We start from the raw sequence: 13,700 nt of genomic DNA, 5'->3' as shown, positions 1-13,700 counted from the left end.
GGAGTACTACATGGCTCTCACGTGGCCGGCTTCGCTGTGCCCGTCAGAAATGACGTGGGGCATCGTCAATAACAATAGGGCGTTCACCTCGACGCTCTCAAATGCCCAACAGATCGTGGGCTACCCGGGCGCCTACTGGCAATGCACGGTGACCTTTGGCGTGTTGAGCAGGGCCCAAGAGCGCGAGCTGTCGTCGTTTCTTGGGCGCCTTGATGGAATGTTTGGAACGTTCAACCTGCCGGCGTTTACTCGCCGTCGTACCAACAATGTCGGCGCTCTATCCGTGGTCACCGGCAACGCGCAGGCGCGATCGATGGTCATCGGCGGCGCCCCGGCGAATGCTGCTGTGTTCACAGCCGGCGACTACATCACCATCGCGGGCGAGATGTTTGAGGTTACCGATCCGGCATCGGCGAATGCGCAGGGGAGGGTGACGGTGTCGCTCAACAAGCGCATCCGCAAGACGCTCACGGCCGGCACCGCTGTCGAGTACCTCAATCCGTACTCGGAAATGCGCATGACTTCCGATACCTGGGCCATGTCGATCAAGCCGGTCGTTTCCAACGGCTCATACCAATTCAGGGAGGCTTTCTGATGCCCTCAGCATTTCCGTTCAGCCAAAGCGTGGTGAACATCATAGCCACCGGGCGGTTCATGCCGGTCTATGCCGTGCAGCTCGACTTCGTCGACGGCATGGTCTTCGCGCACACCGGTACCGGAGACTTGGTCGTCGACGGCATCACTTATCTGGGTGTGGGCAATTTCGGCCAAGTGAGCCAGTCGCAGGAAAGCGACAACTCTGGCTCGCCGATGTCGGTTGAGCTAACGCTCAGCGGCTTGGATGCCTACATCTTGTCCGAGACCAACGTGCGCGGCTGTCGCGGTCGAATGGCGAAAGTGTTGTTCATCGTGTTCGACGAGGCCGGCAACTACGCGGCGGACATTCTTTTCTCTGGTCGCATGGACGCGGCGAAGTTCTCGTTCGCTGGCAATGGCGAGGACGGCAACAGCATCACTGTCCCGGTCATCGATCGTATGGCCGAGTGGAGCCGTACCGGCACCGAACGATTCACCGATGAAAACCACCGCGCGCGCCATCAGGGCGACCGGTTCTTCTACGCCATCGCCCAGATGTCCGAGTGGCCCATTTACTGGGGCTCGAAGAAGGACGCACCAACATTCACCTATGGAAGCTAGCCATGCGCTACCGAGACTGGACAACCCGTCTGAACGAAACGATCAAGGCCGCCCAAGAGCGGCCTTTTTCATGGGGTGAATTTGACTGCTGCCTGTTCGCTGCCGACTGCACAGCCTCGGTTTGTGGTGTCGACCCGGCGGAGAACTACCGCGGTAAGTACACGACGGAAACCGGTGCGAAGCGGCAGCTGAAGAAACAGCACGGCAGCCTTGAGGCCGCTTGGGATGCCCACTTCGCCAGGGTGCCGCTGGGCTTCATACAGCGCGGCGACGTCGTGCTGTACGACGCGCCTGGCGGCCGAAGCATGGCTGTTTTCTGGGCTGGCGATTATTGGGCAACAACCGATGACGGCGTAGCCCGTGTCGTATGCGAGCCACTGGCCGCGTGGAGGGTTGAATGAGCGGCGGCGTCAGAAAACTTGCCTCGGTTGTTGTCGGTGCGGTTGTTGGTTTTGCCCAAGGCGGGCCGTGGGGCGCCGTTGCCGGTGCAGCACTGGCCTTCTATGCGTCTGAGCAGCAGGAAAAGCTCAACACCAAGTCGCCGTTGCGCGACAACGAGCCGTCGGCGCAGACCGTGCGCTCATCAAAGGCACCGGTGCGCTACATCCTTGGACGCGTTTCCACTGGTGGCGTGCTTGTGTGGGCGCAGGAGCAGGCTGGCGCTCAGGGGGAGGGCGAATGGCTGCACCTGGTGTACGTGCTTTGCGAAGGGGCGATCGATGCCCTCGAAAACATCTACCTCGGCGAGGAAGAAATCGGCTCGTTCGGCGCCTATGCCACCTACGAGCTGGTCGTCGATCCGACTCAGGTGAATGCATTCCTCAAGGCCAACTGTCCGGACTGGAAGGACTCACAGATCGGTCGTGGTTTGTCCTTTGTCCGCATCTCTCTTTTTTACAGCGCCGAAAAATTCCCGTCCGGCATCCCCGACACTCGTTTCGTCGTGCGCGGTCGCAACGATATTTACGACCCGCGTAGCAACACGGCGGGCTACAGCGCAAACACTGCGCTGCATCTGCTGTGGTATCTCCGCGCCCGCTGCGGTGTGCCTGACGACGAAATCGTTTTCGAAACTTTCGCGAGTGGTGCGAACGTCTGCGACGAGGCCGTCACCAATGCGGACGGCTCTACCAGCCAGCGCTACCGCAGCGGTTGCGTGATCGGTGCAGACGAGCAGCGCACTGGCGTCTTGCAGAAGCTCGAGGCCGCTGCTGGTGGCCACCTGATCCGAGTTGGTGGTCGCTGGATGTTCCAGGCCGGCGCCTACTACGGGCCGTACGACTTCGAAATCACTGAAGACATGGTGATCGGCACCGTCACCGGCAGCACCGAGCCGACCAACGACTCGGCAATCAACACCGTTCGAGGTACGTTCATTGACCCGTCCCAATCGTGGACAGAGACCGATTACCCCGAGGTCAGTGTTGCCGAATGGATTGTCGAAGACGGTGGCGAGGCAGCGGAAACGCTGACCTACTCCTATGTCACTGACCCCTATCAGGCCCAGCGGCTGGCGAACATGGAGCTGCGCCGGCGCCGTGCGGGTGGTGCGATCAGCATTCCGATGAACTTTGCCGGCTATAACTGCCGTCCGGGCCGCGTTGTGCGGGTCAACCTGCCGTCGCTGAACATCCTGGGCGAGTTCATCGTTTCGGACTGGTCTATGGGCGATAGCGAAGGCTGCACCGTCCAGGTCAAGCAATACGAGCCGGCAATCTTTGATGATGCGGTGGGGCAGCCATATAACCCTATCGGGTTTATCAACCTGCCTTCCGGCGGGCTTGGCAGCCCTACCAATCTCACGTGGACACAGGACACCACCGCCGAGGTAAATCAGGGTGTCCTGTCCTGGCTGCCGCCTAGCGGCATCGTGAAGGAATACATCGTAATCGTGCGCCAGGGCACGACAGCGATTCAGTCGCACAACGTGCCGGCCACCTCGACGGAGATCGCCATCAATGGCCTGCCGTCTGGCAATTACACGATGAACGTGGCGGCTGTCGGGCCAATGGCGCGATCGGGTGAGGTGACGATCACCGTCAGCATCAATGGCCCTCCGATCCCGGAAAGCTGCGTGGTGCAGTCGTCTATCGACAACATCGTGCTGATCCCGAGTAACTCGCAAAACGGCTTGAATGGCGGGACGTACGAGTACTTCTTTAGCACCTCGCCGACGGCAACGTCTGCTGATGCCGAATATCTTGGGCAGGGCTTGACGTTTACGCACACTGGGCTGGGGTTCTGGAAGAACTATTACTACTTCATCCGCTCATCAAACGCTTATGGCAAGAGCGCGTTCCTCTACGTTCCGGCACAGACCTCAAATGACGTTTCTGCATATCTTGCAGCGATGGCAGGACAAGTCGGCCGTACCGAACTGGGGCAAGATATTGTCAGTGAAATCGACAAGATCCCTGGACTTCAGGATCAGATCGACAATATTGCCGACGCACTCGAGTACGACCCTGCGTCAACCTATCTGAAAGGCGACACGGTGCGAGTGGGTCGGCGCCTGTATCAGGCTTCTCAGGCGGTACCGATCAACACGCCTCCGCCGAACCCTATGTATTGGGAAGACATCGGCCAGGTCTTGGAGGAGGCCAATGCGCTGGCGGCACAGGTCTCTAAAAACACACTGGATATCGAGCATCAGGGAGACCAGCTGACTGCGCAGGCGTCAAAGCTTGATGGCGTCTACGTGCAGGTGAATCCCGCGCTCGCCGGCGACACTGGCGGCTTCGCCGGCTCAGATCAGGTTTATGTAGGGGTTTGGTCGGAACAGTCAGCGCGGCTTGAGGACGGAATTGCCACTGCCAAGAGCATCGAAACCGTAAAGGCAGAGGTGAATAAGAACAGCGCCACAGTGCAGACGGTCAGCCAGGCTGTGGCCACGCTGGACGGCAAGGCCTCAACGATGTGGTCCGTGAAGATGCAGGTGACTGCTGGCGGGCAATACGTCGCCGCCGGTGTTGGCCTCGGTATCGAAAACACAGGCGCCGGTCTGCAGAGCCAGTTCCTGGTCAGTGCTGATCGCTTTGCCATCGTCAACACCATCGCCGGCGGCGCTATATCTGTGCCGTTTGCGGTGCAGGGCGGCCAGGTGTTCATGAACTCAGCATTTATCCAGGACGGCAGCATCACGATGCTGAAGATCGGCCAAGCGTTGCAGTCGGACAACTACATACCCGGCGTGCAAGGTTGGCGCCTTGATAAGGCCGGCAACCTTGAGTTCAACGGCCCGGCGCCGGGAGGCGGACGACTGACGATGACCAACCGGGCAATCAAGGTCTTTGATCAAAACGGTATTAAGCGAGTCCAGTTGGGAGACCTAACCGCATGAGTTTCGGGATAAATGTGTGGAATGAAAATGGATCGCTTACTTTGGATATGGGGGACTTCACATTACAAAAGCTTGCGGTCATGGTTCTGCCGGCCAACCCCTCCGGGGGAGGTGCCAGGCCCGCGCCGCGAAGCGATTACATATTGATGGATGTGATCGGCTACGACCCGTCTACATGTTTTGTGACGATAACACCTCGTAACTATAGTACGGGGGCGGCGTTCGGTAGGTCTGTTATTCCGACTTATAAGGATTTGGGCGGGACGCAGATTGCAATATATACATACGCGAATTACAGGGCGCCAAACGGCACTGGTAAATGGTTAGAGCGGTGGGTAGAAAGCACTGTGGAATGCGTTATTGAAGTGGTTAAGGTGATTTAATGACTGATTTCGGATTGTCTGTCGCCAATGATTATGGATCCGTCATAATTTCGAGTGACTATAAAATAATGGTATTCTCAGAAAGAGGCACCTTTAAAATCACGTCTAAATACACGGATGTGGAAGGCAACGGTTCTGTGATGTTCAATAAGCCCATCAGAACCCAGGAGCCACCTCAGATATTCGTGCGGCTTGTCTCGGGCGTGCACAACGATCTTTCCATCTACACGGGCCTTTTCGGTGGCCCGGGTAATTGGACCGGCTTTCTGGTGGTGTCAGCTGTAAGGGGTAATCCCAATCTACAAAACTATACACTTGAATATGTCTCATGCATGTATTCCAACCTGAAGAGCACATCGGATTATGGTTTGGAGCTTTTTGACTATCAAGGCAACACCATCTACACATCCAGCGATAACGTCGTCAAGTTTAGCAAGTTCAGTAAAAACTGGAAGCTGACGCAAGGTGACTGGGTTGATTACTATGATAGTGGCTTAACCATTGATGCGGATGATTTTGTATCCATTTCAAGCATTGATAGGGGAGTGAATTGGTTTACAGGTCATGCTCAGTATGCCGGCTTAACTTTACTATCGGATGGTGTAAGGATGCTGAGGATAAACAATAATGTCGCTAGGGGAGATTGGTACTATCAGGGAACAAATAATACGTGTCTGGCTATACCGGTTTGTAAGTTCCCGGCCTCGCGATATTTGAATACTTAAAGTTCTGTGGCGAACTGTCGCCCGGCCTTTCCTCACCCCGTAACGATTTGGTGGCACGACGACCCGGAGATCCGGGTTTTTTATTGACCAGAATTTGAGTAATCGCATGGCCAAACAAACGATCAATCTTGGCACCGCCCCAACTGGTGTCGGCGGCGATACGCCGCGTAGCGCGTTTACCAAAGCGCAAAGCAACTTCGACGAGCTTTATGCAGCCGATGCCGTCAATTACAAGCGAGCGAACATCATTGGCACCGTCTCTCAGGCGTCCGGTGTTCCTACCGGCGCGATACTCGAAAGGGGCGCGAACGCGCAAGGCAGCTACATCAAATACGCTGACGGAACTCTTCATTGCTGGACGCGTATGTCAACCACTGCCGTGAGTAACTTGAACGGCAGTGTTTTCAACAGTGCGGCGATTTACCCGGGAAACTTCCCGGCAGCCTTTGTCGGCCTGCCTGTAGTCATCGCAGCGGCGAGCGGCGTAGCTTTTTCGTGGGCTGGCAATTACGTGGAGCAGACGCAGAGCGCGTGGGGCGGATGGGTAGCATTCTCCCCGACGGCTACTGGCGGTTTTGCATGGCTTAATTTTTTTGCGTCCGGACGGTGGTACTAATGATCATTAACCTGTCTCCTTGCCGTATGGACGGTACGCTCGAGGTATCCAAGGCTGGCGATACGCTGACCATCAACGGCGAACAATTCAACTTTTCGCGAATGTCTGACGGGGACACGCTGCCCGTTGGGGCGTTCAGTTGCATTTGGATCGCCGGCGATGTCGACAAGCAGAACGGCGAGCTGACGCTAAACCTGCTTCTTCCTCTTCCACAGAACTACAGCCAAGCTCAGGCTTTTCCCCTGCCGCTCGTGAATGTTGCCGACGGGCCCGTGGTCTTGCCTGAGCCGCTCCCGAGCGATGAGCCGCCATCTGCGCAAGTACCCTGGCCTGCGCGGGAAGGCGTTATCGATTGGGGAAAATTGATAACCCTTGCCCAGAAGGACGCGCAAGCCGCTGCCGCGCGCTTGGCCGCTGCAAGGGCGGAGCTTGCCACCCGCAACTCTTCCGCCGTCGTGCAGATTGATCGGATCGCTGATCGAGTCGCCACTCTGGGGTACGGCATGGAGGCTGGAGAGGCCACTCCGGAAGACGAGGCAGAGCACGCCACACTGACGCTCAGCCTGAAAGCGTGGAAAGCCTACAAGTACGCACTGGGAAAGGTCACCACCAAAGAGGGCTGGTTTGAGTCCCCGGCCTGGCCAGTCGAGCCTGCTACGCCCGAAATCATTGCCGCCCCAATGCTGGCCGCCGAATAAACGGTCTGACGCCGACTGAACGAGAACATCCCGCCATCGAGCGGGTATTTTTTTGCCTGGAGAAAAGTGATGACTGCAACCGAAAAAGACCGCGACATCCTCGCCCGCACACTGTGGGGCGAGGCGCGCGGCGAAGGTACCGCCGGCCAGGTCGCCGTGGCCTGGGCGATCCGCAACCGTGTGAATGACGGCAAGACAAATTCGTGGTGGGGGGAGGGTTACGCAGGTGTGTGCCAGAAGCCATACCAGTTCAGTTGCTGGAACAAGGCCGACCCGAACTATCAGTTCTTGATCGGCGTGAAGCAGATCCCGTTCCGCGAACTGGCGCAATGTCGGATCGCTGCTGACCAGGTGATCGACGGCAAGGTGTCTGACCCTACCGGCGGAGCCACGCACTACTACGCCGCGAGCATCAAGGCGCCGGCCTGGGCGGCGAAGGCGAAACAGACACTGAAGCTGGGCGGGCACGTTTTCTTCAAGGATGTCCCGTGATGGTCGCGCCTGGGAAATTGGTCGGCGTGCTGGCGCTGGTGCTGATCGGCGCCGGCAGCGCCTGGCAGTTTCAGGACTGGCGCTACGGCAGGCAGTTGGCCGAGCAGGCGCGACTGCACGCCGACGCCATGAATCAACTGACCCAGGCCGCCGCCACCGCGCAGCAGGCCGAGCAGGACAAGCGACTTGCGCTCGAGCAGCGCCTGGCAGCCAGCGAGCAAACCCACTTCAGGAAAATGAGTGATGCCCAACGTGATCAGGATCGCCTGCGCGATCGCCTTGCCACTGCTGATGTGCGGTTGTCAGTTCTCCTCGACGCTACCGACGTTGCCAAAGGCTGTGGGGTGCCAGCTACCCCCGGCGCCGGCGGCGTGGATCATGCAGCCGTACGAGCCCGACTTGACCCGGCGCATGCTCAACGAATTATCGCCATCACCGATACCGGTGACCGAGGACTGATCGCTCTGCAGGCGTGCCAGGCGTATGTGCGGAACCTGGTGCAGTGATGGCGCCGAGCCATTCTTGCGATGCCACCGGTCGTAAACCATCATTCAGATTCGAACTGGAGGACTGGTGGAATGGACAAACAAATGGCTGGTTACTCAATCGTGATGACGATTATCTGGGTTTCAGTAGTTCTTGCAGTCATTTATTGGATGTCGTAGTGAAGGTAATGGGGGATGACGTGGAAGGCGTGGTGCTAAGCCAGAAGATGCAGCGAGAGGCGGATCGCCTACTGGCGCAGATTGTCCGGGCTGATTCGATGATCATCGCTGTGAAGGCGGGAGCACGGGCAGATGGCTTCGTGCTTGGCTTGGAAACCGGCGGTGCTTTGCGTGCCGGAGATGCTGAAAATCTCTACATCATTTTTGAAGCCGCACTGGTGGAGCGCCTGAAAACGCTGACGAAGGGCTGATTCAGTCGACTGGTTTTATCAGCTCCGGGCCCTGATTCCGAACATTCCCCACGGCCCGGTCAACCTTGAACCACTCGAAAACCTCTGTCGGCTCACCCTGGTGCAGAACCATTTGTTCGGCGCGCTCTTTCGGCGTTGCCGGGTCCAGCCATTCGCGGGCGAGTTCAGGCGATAACGCCACCGGTCGCCGATCGTGGATGTCGACCATGCCACCGGCGCTGTCGGCGGTGATAATCACGAAGCCATCATGCTCGCCGGGGCCATGCTCTTCATTTGGGTATTGGCCGATGGCGGCGCACAGTATCGGCGACTGATCCCGGTGTCTGATCAGGTAGGGCTGCTTCTTCGGACCGCCTTCGTCGACCCATTCAAACCAGTTGTTGATTGCGATGATCGCTCTGTGTGGCCAGATCGCGCGGAAGAATGGGCCGTGGGCAACTTTCTCTACCCTGGCATTGATCGGTGCAGAGCGATCCTTGGCCCAGTGCGGCCGCCACCCCCAACGAACCATGTCGGCGTGCAGGAACTGGCCTTCCTGGTGGAAGAGGGCGAGTTGAGCGGTCGGCGCGGCGTTGTACCGATCGAAAGATTGCTCGCCGGTCGAATTGACCAGCGCGTTCGGCATGCTGAGCGCCGCCACGAAATCGTGAATGCCGCTGTACTGGGAGAGTCGTCCGCACATTGCCCGTTCCTCGCATGGTTCCTTCAGCGTAGACCCGCTGGCGCCGGCTTCATCACAAAACCTTTTCCGGTGCATGTGGTGCAGTCGTCACGCGTACCAAAGCGATCGAGGCAGGCAGGGCAGATGCAGAAGGCGGCTGACTCGATGTGAGGTCGCACCTTTTCAATGACGCGCAGATCCCGGTCCTCTTGGGCAATCTGAGCCGCATCAACCAGCGCTCGGTAAGTATCCGGGTCGTCGATGGGGGTGTGGCAAATGCCGCGGATCATCCGCTGCGTCTCGATCAATTGGTACCGCCGCCCGTGCATCTCCAAAATCAGCCCCGTGATCGTGCCGACATTCCGGGAAAGTCCTAGATTCAGGTGTATCCCCTCGGGGCCCGAGTAAACCTTGCCGTCATAAGAAGATGAAGCGCCGCGCGGTTCGGTCGTTGCGAAGTCGAAGATTGAGCGGCTGATCGTGCCAAACAACTCTCCGTTGTCGATCCGCACGACGTCATAGGTCGACGCTCCGCGGTACTGGGGCGGCGAGTTCTGCAACTCCTCGACTGCGTGCCAGTAAGCGGCGTCTGCCATTTCGCCCATGTCGAACTGCTCAAGCTGATCAATCAGTCCTTCGCCATGCAGCGCCGCAGCCATCGCATGGAGTGTTTCCCGGTGGCCTTCAGGATTTTGCATGCGGAAGTCCTGGTCGTCGAGTGTGGCGCGCCATTGCTTGAGCCGGAGGGTTTTCGCTTGGTCGAAATTCATGCTGCGTGGTTCGCTGTACAAAAGCTGTATGCATGTACAGTAATCGAGGCGCAGCGAGGAGGCGAGGATGGGGCGACGAACTGTAGGGAGGAGGCAGCTTTCTGCTGAATCGTTCGGTTTCGCTAAACTTCGCCGGGGCATCGGGCCGCCTTGACGTCACCAACTGGTCAGCAGTTTTCGTCGCCCATATTTGCGATTCGAGAGTTCGAATCTCTCCTTCACCGCCATATTCAGTAAACGCAAACCCCTGATTTTCCTAGAGAAAGTCGGGGGTTTGTGGTTTTTGGCGTCTGAAAAAAGGCCATATGGGACTGAGATGGGACTGGCGCGCTATTTTGATGCGAAAAATGGAGTGTCGCGATTGATTGGCTGAGCACTGTCCGGCTGCAATGGACTAGTCTCTGCACATGCCTCGATCAAGGATGAATCCATGCCAAACAACTCAGACGCCAACATCGCCACGGCAGACGCTCTGACATTGCTTCTGCACAACCAGCATGCCCTGGGTGCTGCAATAGAAGAGGTCACTAAATGGCTTTCAGAGAAGGGCGCAGAGGCCGTCGCAGACAACGCAGTGACGGCGATGGAAACCTTAGACACAAATGCAAAAGCAATCAGTGATGCAATCACGCGATTACGCCACTTATAGCAAGTGGCTCAGAGATTCTGGCAACACTATCGACTGACAGCTATAAGTCCATAGCGGCTTTCACGGCTGATTGCTTCCACCCCTCATTCGAATGATTTCATGCCGCCAATACTGTCCACTTAAAATCCGAAAGAGGGCTGAGATGTTCATTGCCGTAATTCATATAGTTGGCGCTGTGCTAGCGACTGTTGCCTTTGGTGTAGTCGTACTGCTCCTCGCCTCATGGGAAATCAATAGAAGCGGTAAACAGGAACTTCAAGGTTTTGCTTTCAAATTGGGCGTAGCGGAGGAAGATTTAATGGTGGAGGGCTTTACTCCACGATTGCTGGAAATGACCGCCGATTATTACAGTTACGATCGCCTCAACAATCGATTGTCAGACCTTTGTGGCTTGATCCGCACTGCTTGGGGCTATCTCTCAACGGTGGTACAGATAGCATTCCTGGTGATGGTGATCTGGTTAACGGTTACCGAGTCGGCCGCCAATGGGGTTTATGCTTGGTGGCTCGTTGTGATCAGTTTTATGTTTTGGATCACTGGGGTTCTTTTTGCTTTGTTATGCCGTCTTTTAACTGGTCGCAGTCCAGGGCAAGCAAAGAGAGCGAGGAAAGCCATATCCGAATATCTAGCAGCGCAGCGGAACAAAGTTTCCTCGACTGAATTTGACACCTAAGGAAGGGGCGCCAACCGCGTCGATCGCTTTGCCTATACTGGGCCATCATCACAAGGAGCAACATCAATGCAGATGAGTGACGCGGTAGAAGTGGTGCAGGTGGCTGGCGCGAGCCAGGCCAACAAAAAACTGGCCGAGGGTTGGACGTTGCTAGCCGTAGTTCCAAGTGCGAATAATTCGGGCTTGGCCCATGTGGCCTATGTGCTCGGTAAAACGAAGCCTAGTGGTAGTGCACGGAGTGAGCCGTTGCGCATGTGATTTTTTCCAGATGCGCATAATTCCAACCTATGTTCAATCGGCCCCCACACCAGACCCCGGTGTGGGGGCCTTTTTTCGCACTGTGGAAACCAGTCCCCCCTCGACTGGTCTACCATCCCTTGACGTTCTGGCTGATATCTCCCGAACACCATGCATGTCTGATGTTTATGAGGGCTTGGCCACCGTGGTGGTGATCGCCCGTTATCTGGGGCAGGTGCCCATTGAGCGGACCACCTTCGAGTGTCCGGTGCGCTTGAGCGTTGCAGGGACCGGACGTGTGCGCATCGGACTGCAGCAATACCTGCACGGGCCCAAGGCTGCCAACCTGCTACGGCTCACGCTGCCCGACGGACGCATGCTGCAGGGCCAGATCATCGACGGCTGCAACCAACCAGGCGGCGGCTGGTTGCTGATCCACGACGGGCACTTCGAGCTGACGCTGGTGCCGTCGGCCAACCGCTGGCAATGGGAGTAGGGATGAACGATGCATTTTCCGCACTGAGCCTGCCGGCGGCGATTCGCGCCTAGGCGTCTCAATTACTGGCCGCCATCAAGGGCGCCAGCGGTCTGGGCGAACTGCTGCGCGACGCCGGCCGCGCCGAAGGGTTTGTCTTGGGCATCGAAACCGCCCACGCACTGAGCGCAATCGACATCGAAAACCTCTATGCGGTCATGGAGTCCGCCGCGCAAAAGCGCCATGCGGAGCTGGGTGGATGATCGGCGCCGGCATCCATGAAGAGGTGTTGCGCGCCCTGGTCGAACAACATGCGGTGCGCGAATGCCTGGTGGCCAGGATCGATGGCGGCCCCGACTGGGGGGTGTCGATTCGCCTGGGCGGCAGCGGCGCCCGCTGGGTGCCGGTACGCTCGCGGCGTGAGCAGCTGCGCACCTGGTCGAGCCTGACCGCGGTGTGGCGCTTTGCCGATAGCGTGGGCATGAAAGGGTTCAGTGTAGAGTTGTAAGCGGTGACAGCTTCGCTACGGGCTGTATGTATCAGTCGGGCGTCATCAAAACCGCAAGCGTCATCTTGATGAACTCCTCATTTTTGTCGATTGCCCAGAGGGCGCCGCGGACGTTCTCGGCGACGTCGGCCGATCCGCACTGCTCGACCCAGTTCGTCAGCTCCATGATGGCGGCTTCGAGAGCGAGTTGGTTCTCATTGATTTTGTAAAGCAGGGAAGGGAGCAGATCGGAATTTGGCATGGGCGTTCCTCCGTGAAAGAGCCCAGCGTAGCACCGTGTTACATGAAGAGTGTTTTACGTTTGGCAGGACGCCAGAGAAGGGAGAAAAGCCAGAAAGTTTTGTAACGCGTATCAAAAAGTTTTGTAACGCTTCCTTGAGCTCAGCGAAAATCTCAACAGCCAGAAACGACAAAGCCCTGAAAAGTCAGGGCTTTGTCGTACATAAGATGGCGGAGGCGATGGGATTCGAACTCATGGACCTGTTACAGTCGACGGTTTTCAAGACCGTTGCCTTAAACCACTCGGCCACACCTCCGTTGCGTTGCGGGCGCCATAATACCTGAATGAAACACACTGTCAAACTCTCTGCATGGCTTGTTACAGAGCGTCTGTTATGATCTTTGCGACTGAACGTTTCAAACCAACAGGAGTGTCGCCATGCGCGAACAGGATTACGCAGTTAATAACAGCGTGCAGGCTGAGCAGCTAGAGGTTAGCCGCGTCCTGCGCAACACTTACGGCCTACTGGCTCTGACCCTCGCATTCAGCGGCGTCATGGCTTTCGTCGCACAGCAGATGCGTGTTGGCTACCCGAATATTTTCGTGGTGCTGATCGGCTTCTACGGGCTGTTCTTCCTCACCAACAAACTCCGTGATTCCGCGTGGGGCCTGGTGTCCGCGTTTGCGTTGACCGGTTTCATGGGTTTCCTGCTCGGCCCGATTCTCAATCGTTATCTGGGCATGCAGGGCGGCGCTGAAGTGGTCAGCTCCACATTCGCCATGACTGCACTGGTGTTTGGTGGTCTGTCGGCTTACGTGCTGATCACCCGCAAGGACATGAGTTTCCTCGGTGGTTTCATCACCGCAGGTTTCTTCGTCCTGCTGGGTGCAACGCTGGCAAGCTTCTTCTTCCAGATCAGCGGTCTGCAACTGGCGATCAGCGCAGGTTTCGTGCTGTTCTCGTCGGTCTGCATTCTGTTCCAGACCAGCGCCATCATTCATGGCGGCGAGCGGAACTACATCATGGCGACCATCAGCCTGTATGTATCGATCTACAACCTGTTCATCAGCTTGTTGCAGATCTTCGGCATCATGAGCCGCGACGACTGATTCAGGTCTGCGTTTCAACAAAAAACCCGC

At 57.3% G+C, this 13,700-nt stretch carries 19 protein-coding genes and 1 tRNA gene; 16 read left to right on the top strand and 4 right to left on the bottom strand.

Going from position 1 to position 13,700, the window contains the following annotated elements; all coding sequences use genetic code 11:
* Nucleotides 1-10: 10 nt before the first annotated feature.
* From KI231_RS15760 to KI231_RS30035, 10 genes are all read left to right on the top strand, one after another.
* On the top strand, nt 11-595 hold the full coding sequence (locus tag KI231_RS15760) for a hypothetical protein (RefSeq protein WP_212809012.1): 585 nt from the start codon (nt 11-13) through the stop codon (nt 593-595).
* Nucleotides 595-1,197: a hypothetical protein gene (locus tag KI231_RS15755; RefSeq protein WP_103302194.1), complete on the top strand. Its 603-nt coding sequence runs from the start codon at nt 595-597 to the stop codon at nt 1,195-1,197. Before KI231_RS15760 ends, KI231_RS15755 begins: the two co-directional genes overlap by 1 nt.
* 2 nt (nt 1,198-1,199) lie before the next feature.
* Nucleotides 1,200-1,598 (top strand): DUF6950 family protein, encoded by a 399-nt coding sequence (locus KI231_RS15750; RefSeq protein WP_212809011.1) that lies wholly within the window; start codon nt 1,200-1,202, stop codon nt 1,596-1,598.
* Nucleotides 1,595-4,537 carry a phage tail tip fiber protein gene (locus tag KI231_RS15745; protein WP_212809010.1) on the top strand — a complete coding sequence of 981 codons (2,943 nt, stop codon included), beginning with the start codon at nt 1,595-1,597 and terminating at the stop codon, nt 4,535-4,537. The genes KI231_RS15750 and KI231_RS15745 overlap by 4 nt, the downstream gene beginning before the upstream one ends.
* A 382-nt stretch (nt 4,538-4,919) precedes the next feature.
* On the top strand, nt 4,920-5,645 hold the full coding sequence (locus KI231_RS15740) for a hypothetical protein (RefSeq protein WP_212809009.1): 726 nt from the start codon (nt 4,920-4,922) through the stop codon (nt 5,643-5,645).
* A 106-nt stretch (nt 5,646-5,751) separates the two neighbouring features.
* Complete coding sequence (locus KI231_RS30045) at nt 5,752-6,261, top strand: hypothetical protein (protein WP_249412038.1); 510 nt, start codon at nt 5,752-5,754, stop codon at nt 6,259-6,261.
* Nucleotides 6,262-6,608: 347 nt separating this feature from the next.
* Nucleotides 6,609-6,959: a phage tail protein gene (locus KI231_RS30040; RefSeq protein ID WP_249412161.1), complete on the top strand. Its 351-nt coding sequence runs from the start codon at nt 6,609-6,611 to the stop codon at nt 6,957-6,959.
* A gap of 69 nt (nt 6,960-7,028) precedes the next feature.
* Entirely contained in the window at nt 7,029-7,451 is a 423-nt protein-coding gene (locus KI231_RS15725; protein ID WP_212809007.1) for a cell wall hydrolase, read from the top strand.
* Nucleotides 7,451-7,957, top strand: a complete 507-nt coding sequence (locus KI231_RS15720; RefSeq protein WP_212809006.1) for a lysis system i-spanin subunit Rz — start codon at nt 7,451-7,453, stop codon at nt 7,955-7,957. The genes KI231_RS15725 and KI231_RS15720 overlap by 1 nt, the downstream gene beginning before the upstream one ends.
* Nucleotides 7,957-8,367, top strand: a complete 411-nt coding sequence (locus KI231_RS30035; protein ID WP_249412037.1) for a hypothetical protein — start codon at nt 7,957-7,959, stop codon at nt 8,365-8,367. The genes KI231_RS15720 and KI231_RS30035 overlap by 1 nt, the downstream gene beginning before the upstream one ends.
* A gap of 1 nt (nt 8,368) precedes the next feature.
* Here the strand turns inward: KI231_RS30035 and KI231_RS15710 are convergent, their stop codons facing one another.
* Nucleotides 8,369-9,049 carry an SOS response-associated peptidase family protein gene (locus tag KI231_RS15710; RefSeq protein ID WP_212809005.1) on the bottom strand — a complete coding sequence of 227 codons (681 nt, stop codon included), beginning with the start codon at nt 9,047-9,049 and terminating at the stop codon, nt 8,369-8,371.
* Between the two features lie 23 nt (nt 9,050-9,072).
* A complete protein-coding gene (locus KI231_RS15705; protein WP_212809004.1) occupies nt 9,073-9,798 on the bottom strand; it encodes a hypothetical protein in 726 nt (241 codons plus the stop codon).
* 430 nt (nt 9,799-10,228) lie between these two features.
* Here KI231_RS15705 and KI231_RS15700 point away from each other — a divergent pair, with 430 nt between their 5' ends.
* From KI231_RS15700 to KI231_RS15675, 5 genes are all read left to right on the top strand, one after another.
* Nucleotides 10,229-10,447 carry a hypothetical protein gene (locus tag KI231_RS15700; protein ID WP_212809003.1) on the top strand — a complete coding sequence of 73 codons (219 nt, stop codon included), beginning with the start codon at nt 10,229-10,231 and terminating at the stop codon, nt 10,445-10,447.
* 142 nt (nt 10,448-10,589) lie between these two features.
* A complete protein-coding gene (locus KI231_RS15695) occupies nt 10,590-11,120 on the top strand; it encodes a hypothetical protein (protein ID WP_212809002.1) in 531 nt (176 codons plus the stop codon).
* Between the two features lie 66 nt (nt 11,121-11,186).
* Nucleotides 11,187-11,378 carry a hypothetical protein gene (locus tag KI231_RS15690; protein ID WP_212809001.1) on the top strand — a complete coding sequence of 64 codons (192 nt, stop codon included), beginning with the start codon at nt 11,187-11,189 and terminating at the stop codon, nt 11,376-11,378.
* 154 nt (nt 11,379-11,532) lie between these two features.
* A complete protein-coding gene (locus KI231_RS15685; protein WP_212809000.1) occupies nt 11,533-11,853 on the top strand; it encodes a hypothetical protein in 321 nt (106 codons plus the stop codon).
* Between the two features lie 238 nt (nt 11,854-12,091).
* Nucleotides 12,092-12,340 (top strand): hypothetical protein, encoded by a 249-nt coding sequence (locus KI231_RS15675; RefSeq protein ID WP_212808999.1) that lies wholly within the window; start codon nt 12,092-12,094, stop codon nt 12,338-12,340.
* 31 nt (nt 12,341-12,371) lie between these two features.
* On the opposite strand, the gene KI231_RS15670 is transcribed toward KI231_RS15675, so the two are convergent.
* The gene (locus KI231_RS15670) at nt 12,372-12,581 is read right to left on the bottom strand and encodes a hypothetical protein (RefSeq protein ID WP_212808998.1); all 210 of its coding nucleotides are present in this window, start codon (nt 12,579-12,581) and stop codon (nt 12,372-12,374) included.
* A gap of 207 nt (nt 12,582-12,788) precedes the next feature.
* Nucleotides 12,789-12,876, bottom strand: a tRNA-Ser gene (locus KI231_RS15665).
* Between the two features lie 122 nt (nt 12,877-12,998).
* Between KI231_RS15665 and KI231_RS15660 the strand changes: the two genes are divergently transcribed.
* Nucleotides 12,999-13,670: a Bax inhibitor-1/YccA family protein gene (locus KI231_RS15660; RefSeq protein WP_212808997.1), complete on the top strand. Its 672-nt coding sequence runs from the start codon at nt 12,999-13,001 to the stop codon at nt 13,668-13,670.
* Nucleotides 13,671-13,700 lie beyond the last annotated feature (30 nt).

The sequence above is a fragment of the Pseudomonas sp. Seg1 genome (assembly GCF_018326005.1).
Classification (GTDB): Bacteria; Pseudomonadota; Gammaproteobacteria; order Pseudomonadales; family Pseudomonadaceae; genus Aquipseudomonas.
The sequence above is the reverse complement of the archived record's forward strand: the minus strand, read 5'-3'. Positions and strand labels throughout refer to the sequence as shown.

What these genes read in the sequence shown, in the direction of transcription:
- KI231_RS15710 (WP_212809005.1), bottom strand. Translation starts at nt 9,049, where the DNA reads ATGTGCGGACGACTCTCCCAGTACAGCGGCATTCACGATTTCGTGGCG.
- KI231_RS15670 (WP_212808998.1), bottom strand. Translation starts at nt 12,581, where the DNA reads ATGCCAAATTCCGATCTGCTCCCTTCCCTGCTTTACAAAATCAATGAG.
- KI231_RS30035 (WP_249412037.1), top strand. Translation starts at nt 7,957, where the DNA reads ATGGCGCCGAGCCATTCTTGCGATGCCACCGGTCGTAAACCATCATTC.
- KI231_RS15745 (WP_212809010.1), top strand. Translation starts at nt 1,595, where the DNA reads ATGAGCGGCGGCGTCAGAAAACTTGCCTCGGTTGTTGTCGGTGCGGTT.
- KI231_RS15740 (WP_212809009.1), top strand. Translation starts at nt 4,920, where the DNA reads ATGACTGATTTCGGATTGTCTGTCGCCAATGATTATGGATCCGTCATA.
- KI231_RS15675 (WP_212808999.1), top strand. Translation starts at nt 12,092, where the DNA reads ATGATCGGCGCCGGCATCCATGAAGAGGTGTTGCGCGCCCTGGTCGAA.
- KI231_RS15660 (WP_212808997.1), top strand. Translation starts at nt 12,999, where the DNA reads ATGCGCGAACAGGATTACGCAGTTAATAACAGCGTGCAGGCTGAGCAG.
- KI231_RS15760 (WP_212809012.1), top strand. Translation starts at nt 11, where the DNA reads ATGGCTCTCACGTGGCCGGCTTCGCTGTGCCCGTCAGAAATGACGTGG.
- KI231_RS15695 (WP_212809002.1), top strand. Translation starts at nt 10,590, where the DNA reads ATGTTCATTGCCGTAATTCATATAGTTGGCGCTGTGCTAGCGACTGTT.
- KI231_RS15705 (WP_212809004.1), bottom strand. Translation starts at nt 9,798, where the DNA reads ATGAATTTCGACCAAGCGAAAACCCTCCGGCTCAAGCAATGGCGCGCC.
- KI231_RS15755 (WP_103302194.1), top strand. Translation starts at nt 595, where the DNA reads ATGCCCTCAGCATTTCCGTTCAGCCAAAGCGTGGTGAACATCATAGCC.
- KI231_RS15685 (WP_212809000.1), top strand. Translation starts at nt 11,533, where the DNA reads ATGTCTGATGTTTATGAGGGCTTGGCCACCGTGGTGGTGATCGCCCGT.
- KI231_RS15725 (WP_212809007.1), top strand. Translation starts at nt 7,029, where the DNA reads ATGACTGCAACCGAAAAAGACCGCGACATCCTCGCCCGCACACTGTGG.
- KI231_RS15700 (WP_212809003.1), top strand. Translation starts at nt 10,229, where the DNA reads ATGCCAAACAACTCAGACGCCAACATCGCCACGGCAGACGCTCTGACA.
- KI231_RS15720 (WP_212809006.1), top strand. Translation starts at nt 7,451, where the DNA reads ATGGTCGCGCCTGGGAAATTGGTCGGCGTGCTGGCGCTGGTGCTGATC.
- KI231_RS30045 (WP_249412038.1), top strand. Translation starts at nt 5,752, where the DNA reads ATGGCCAAACAAACGATCAATCTTGGCACCGCCCCAACTGGTGTCGGC.
- KI231_RS15750 (WP_212809011.1), top strand. Translation starts at nt 1,200, where the DNA reads ATGCGCTACCGAGACTGGACAACCCGTCTGAACGAAACGATCAAGGCC.
- KI231_RS15690 (WP_212809001.1), top strand. Translation starts at nt 11,187, where the DNA reads ATGCAGATGAGTGACGCGGTAGAAGTGGTGCAGGTGGCTGGCGCGAGC.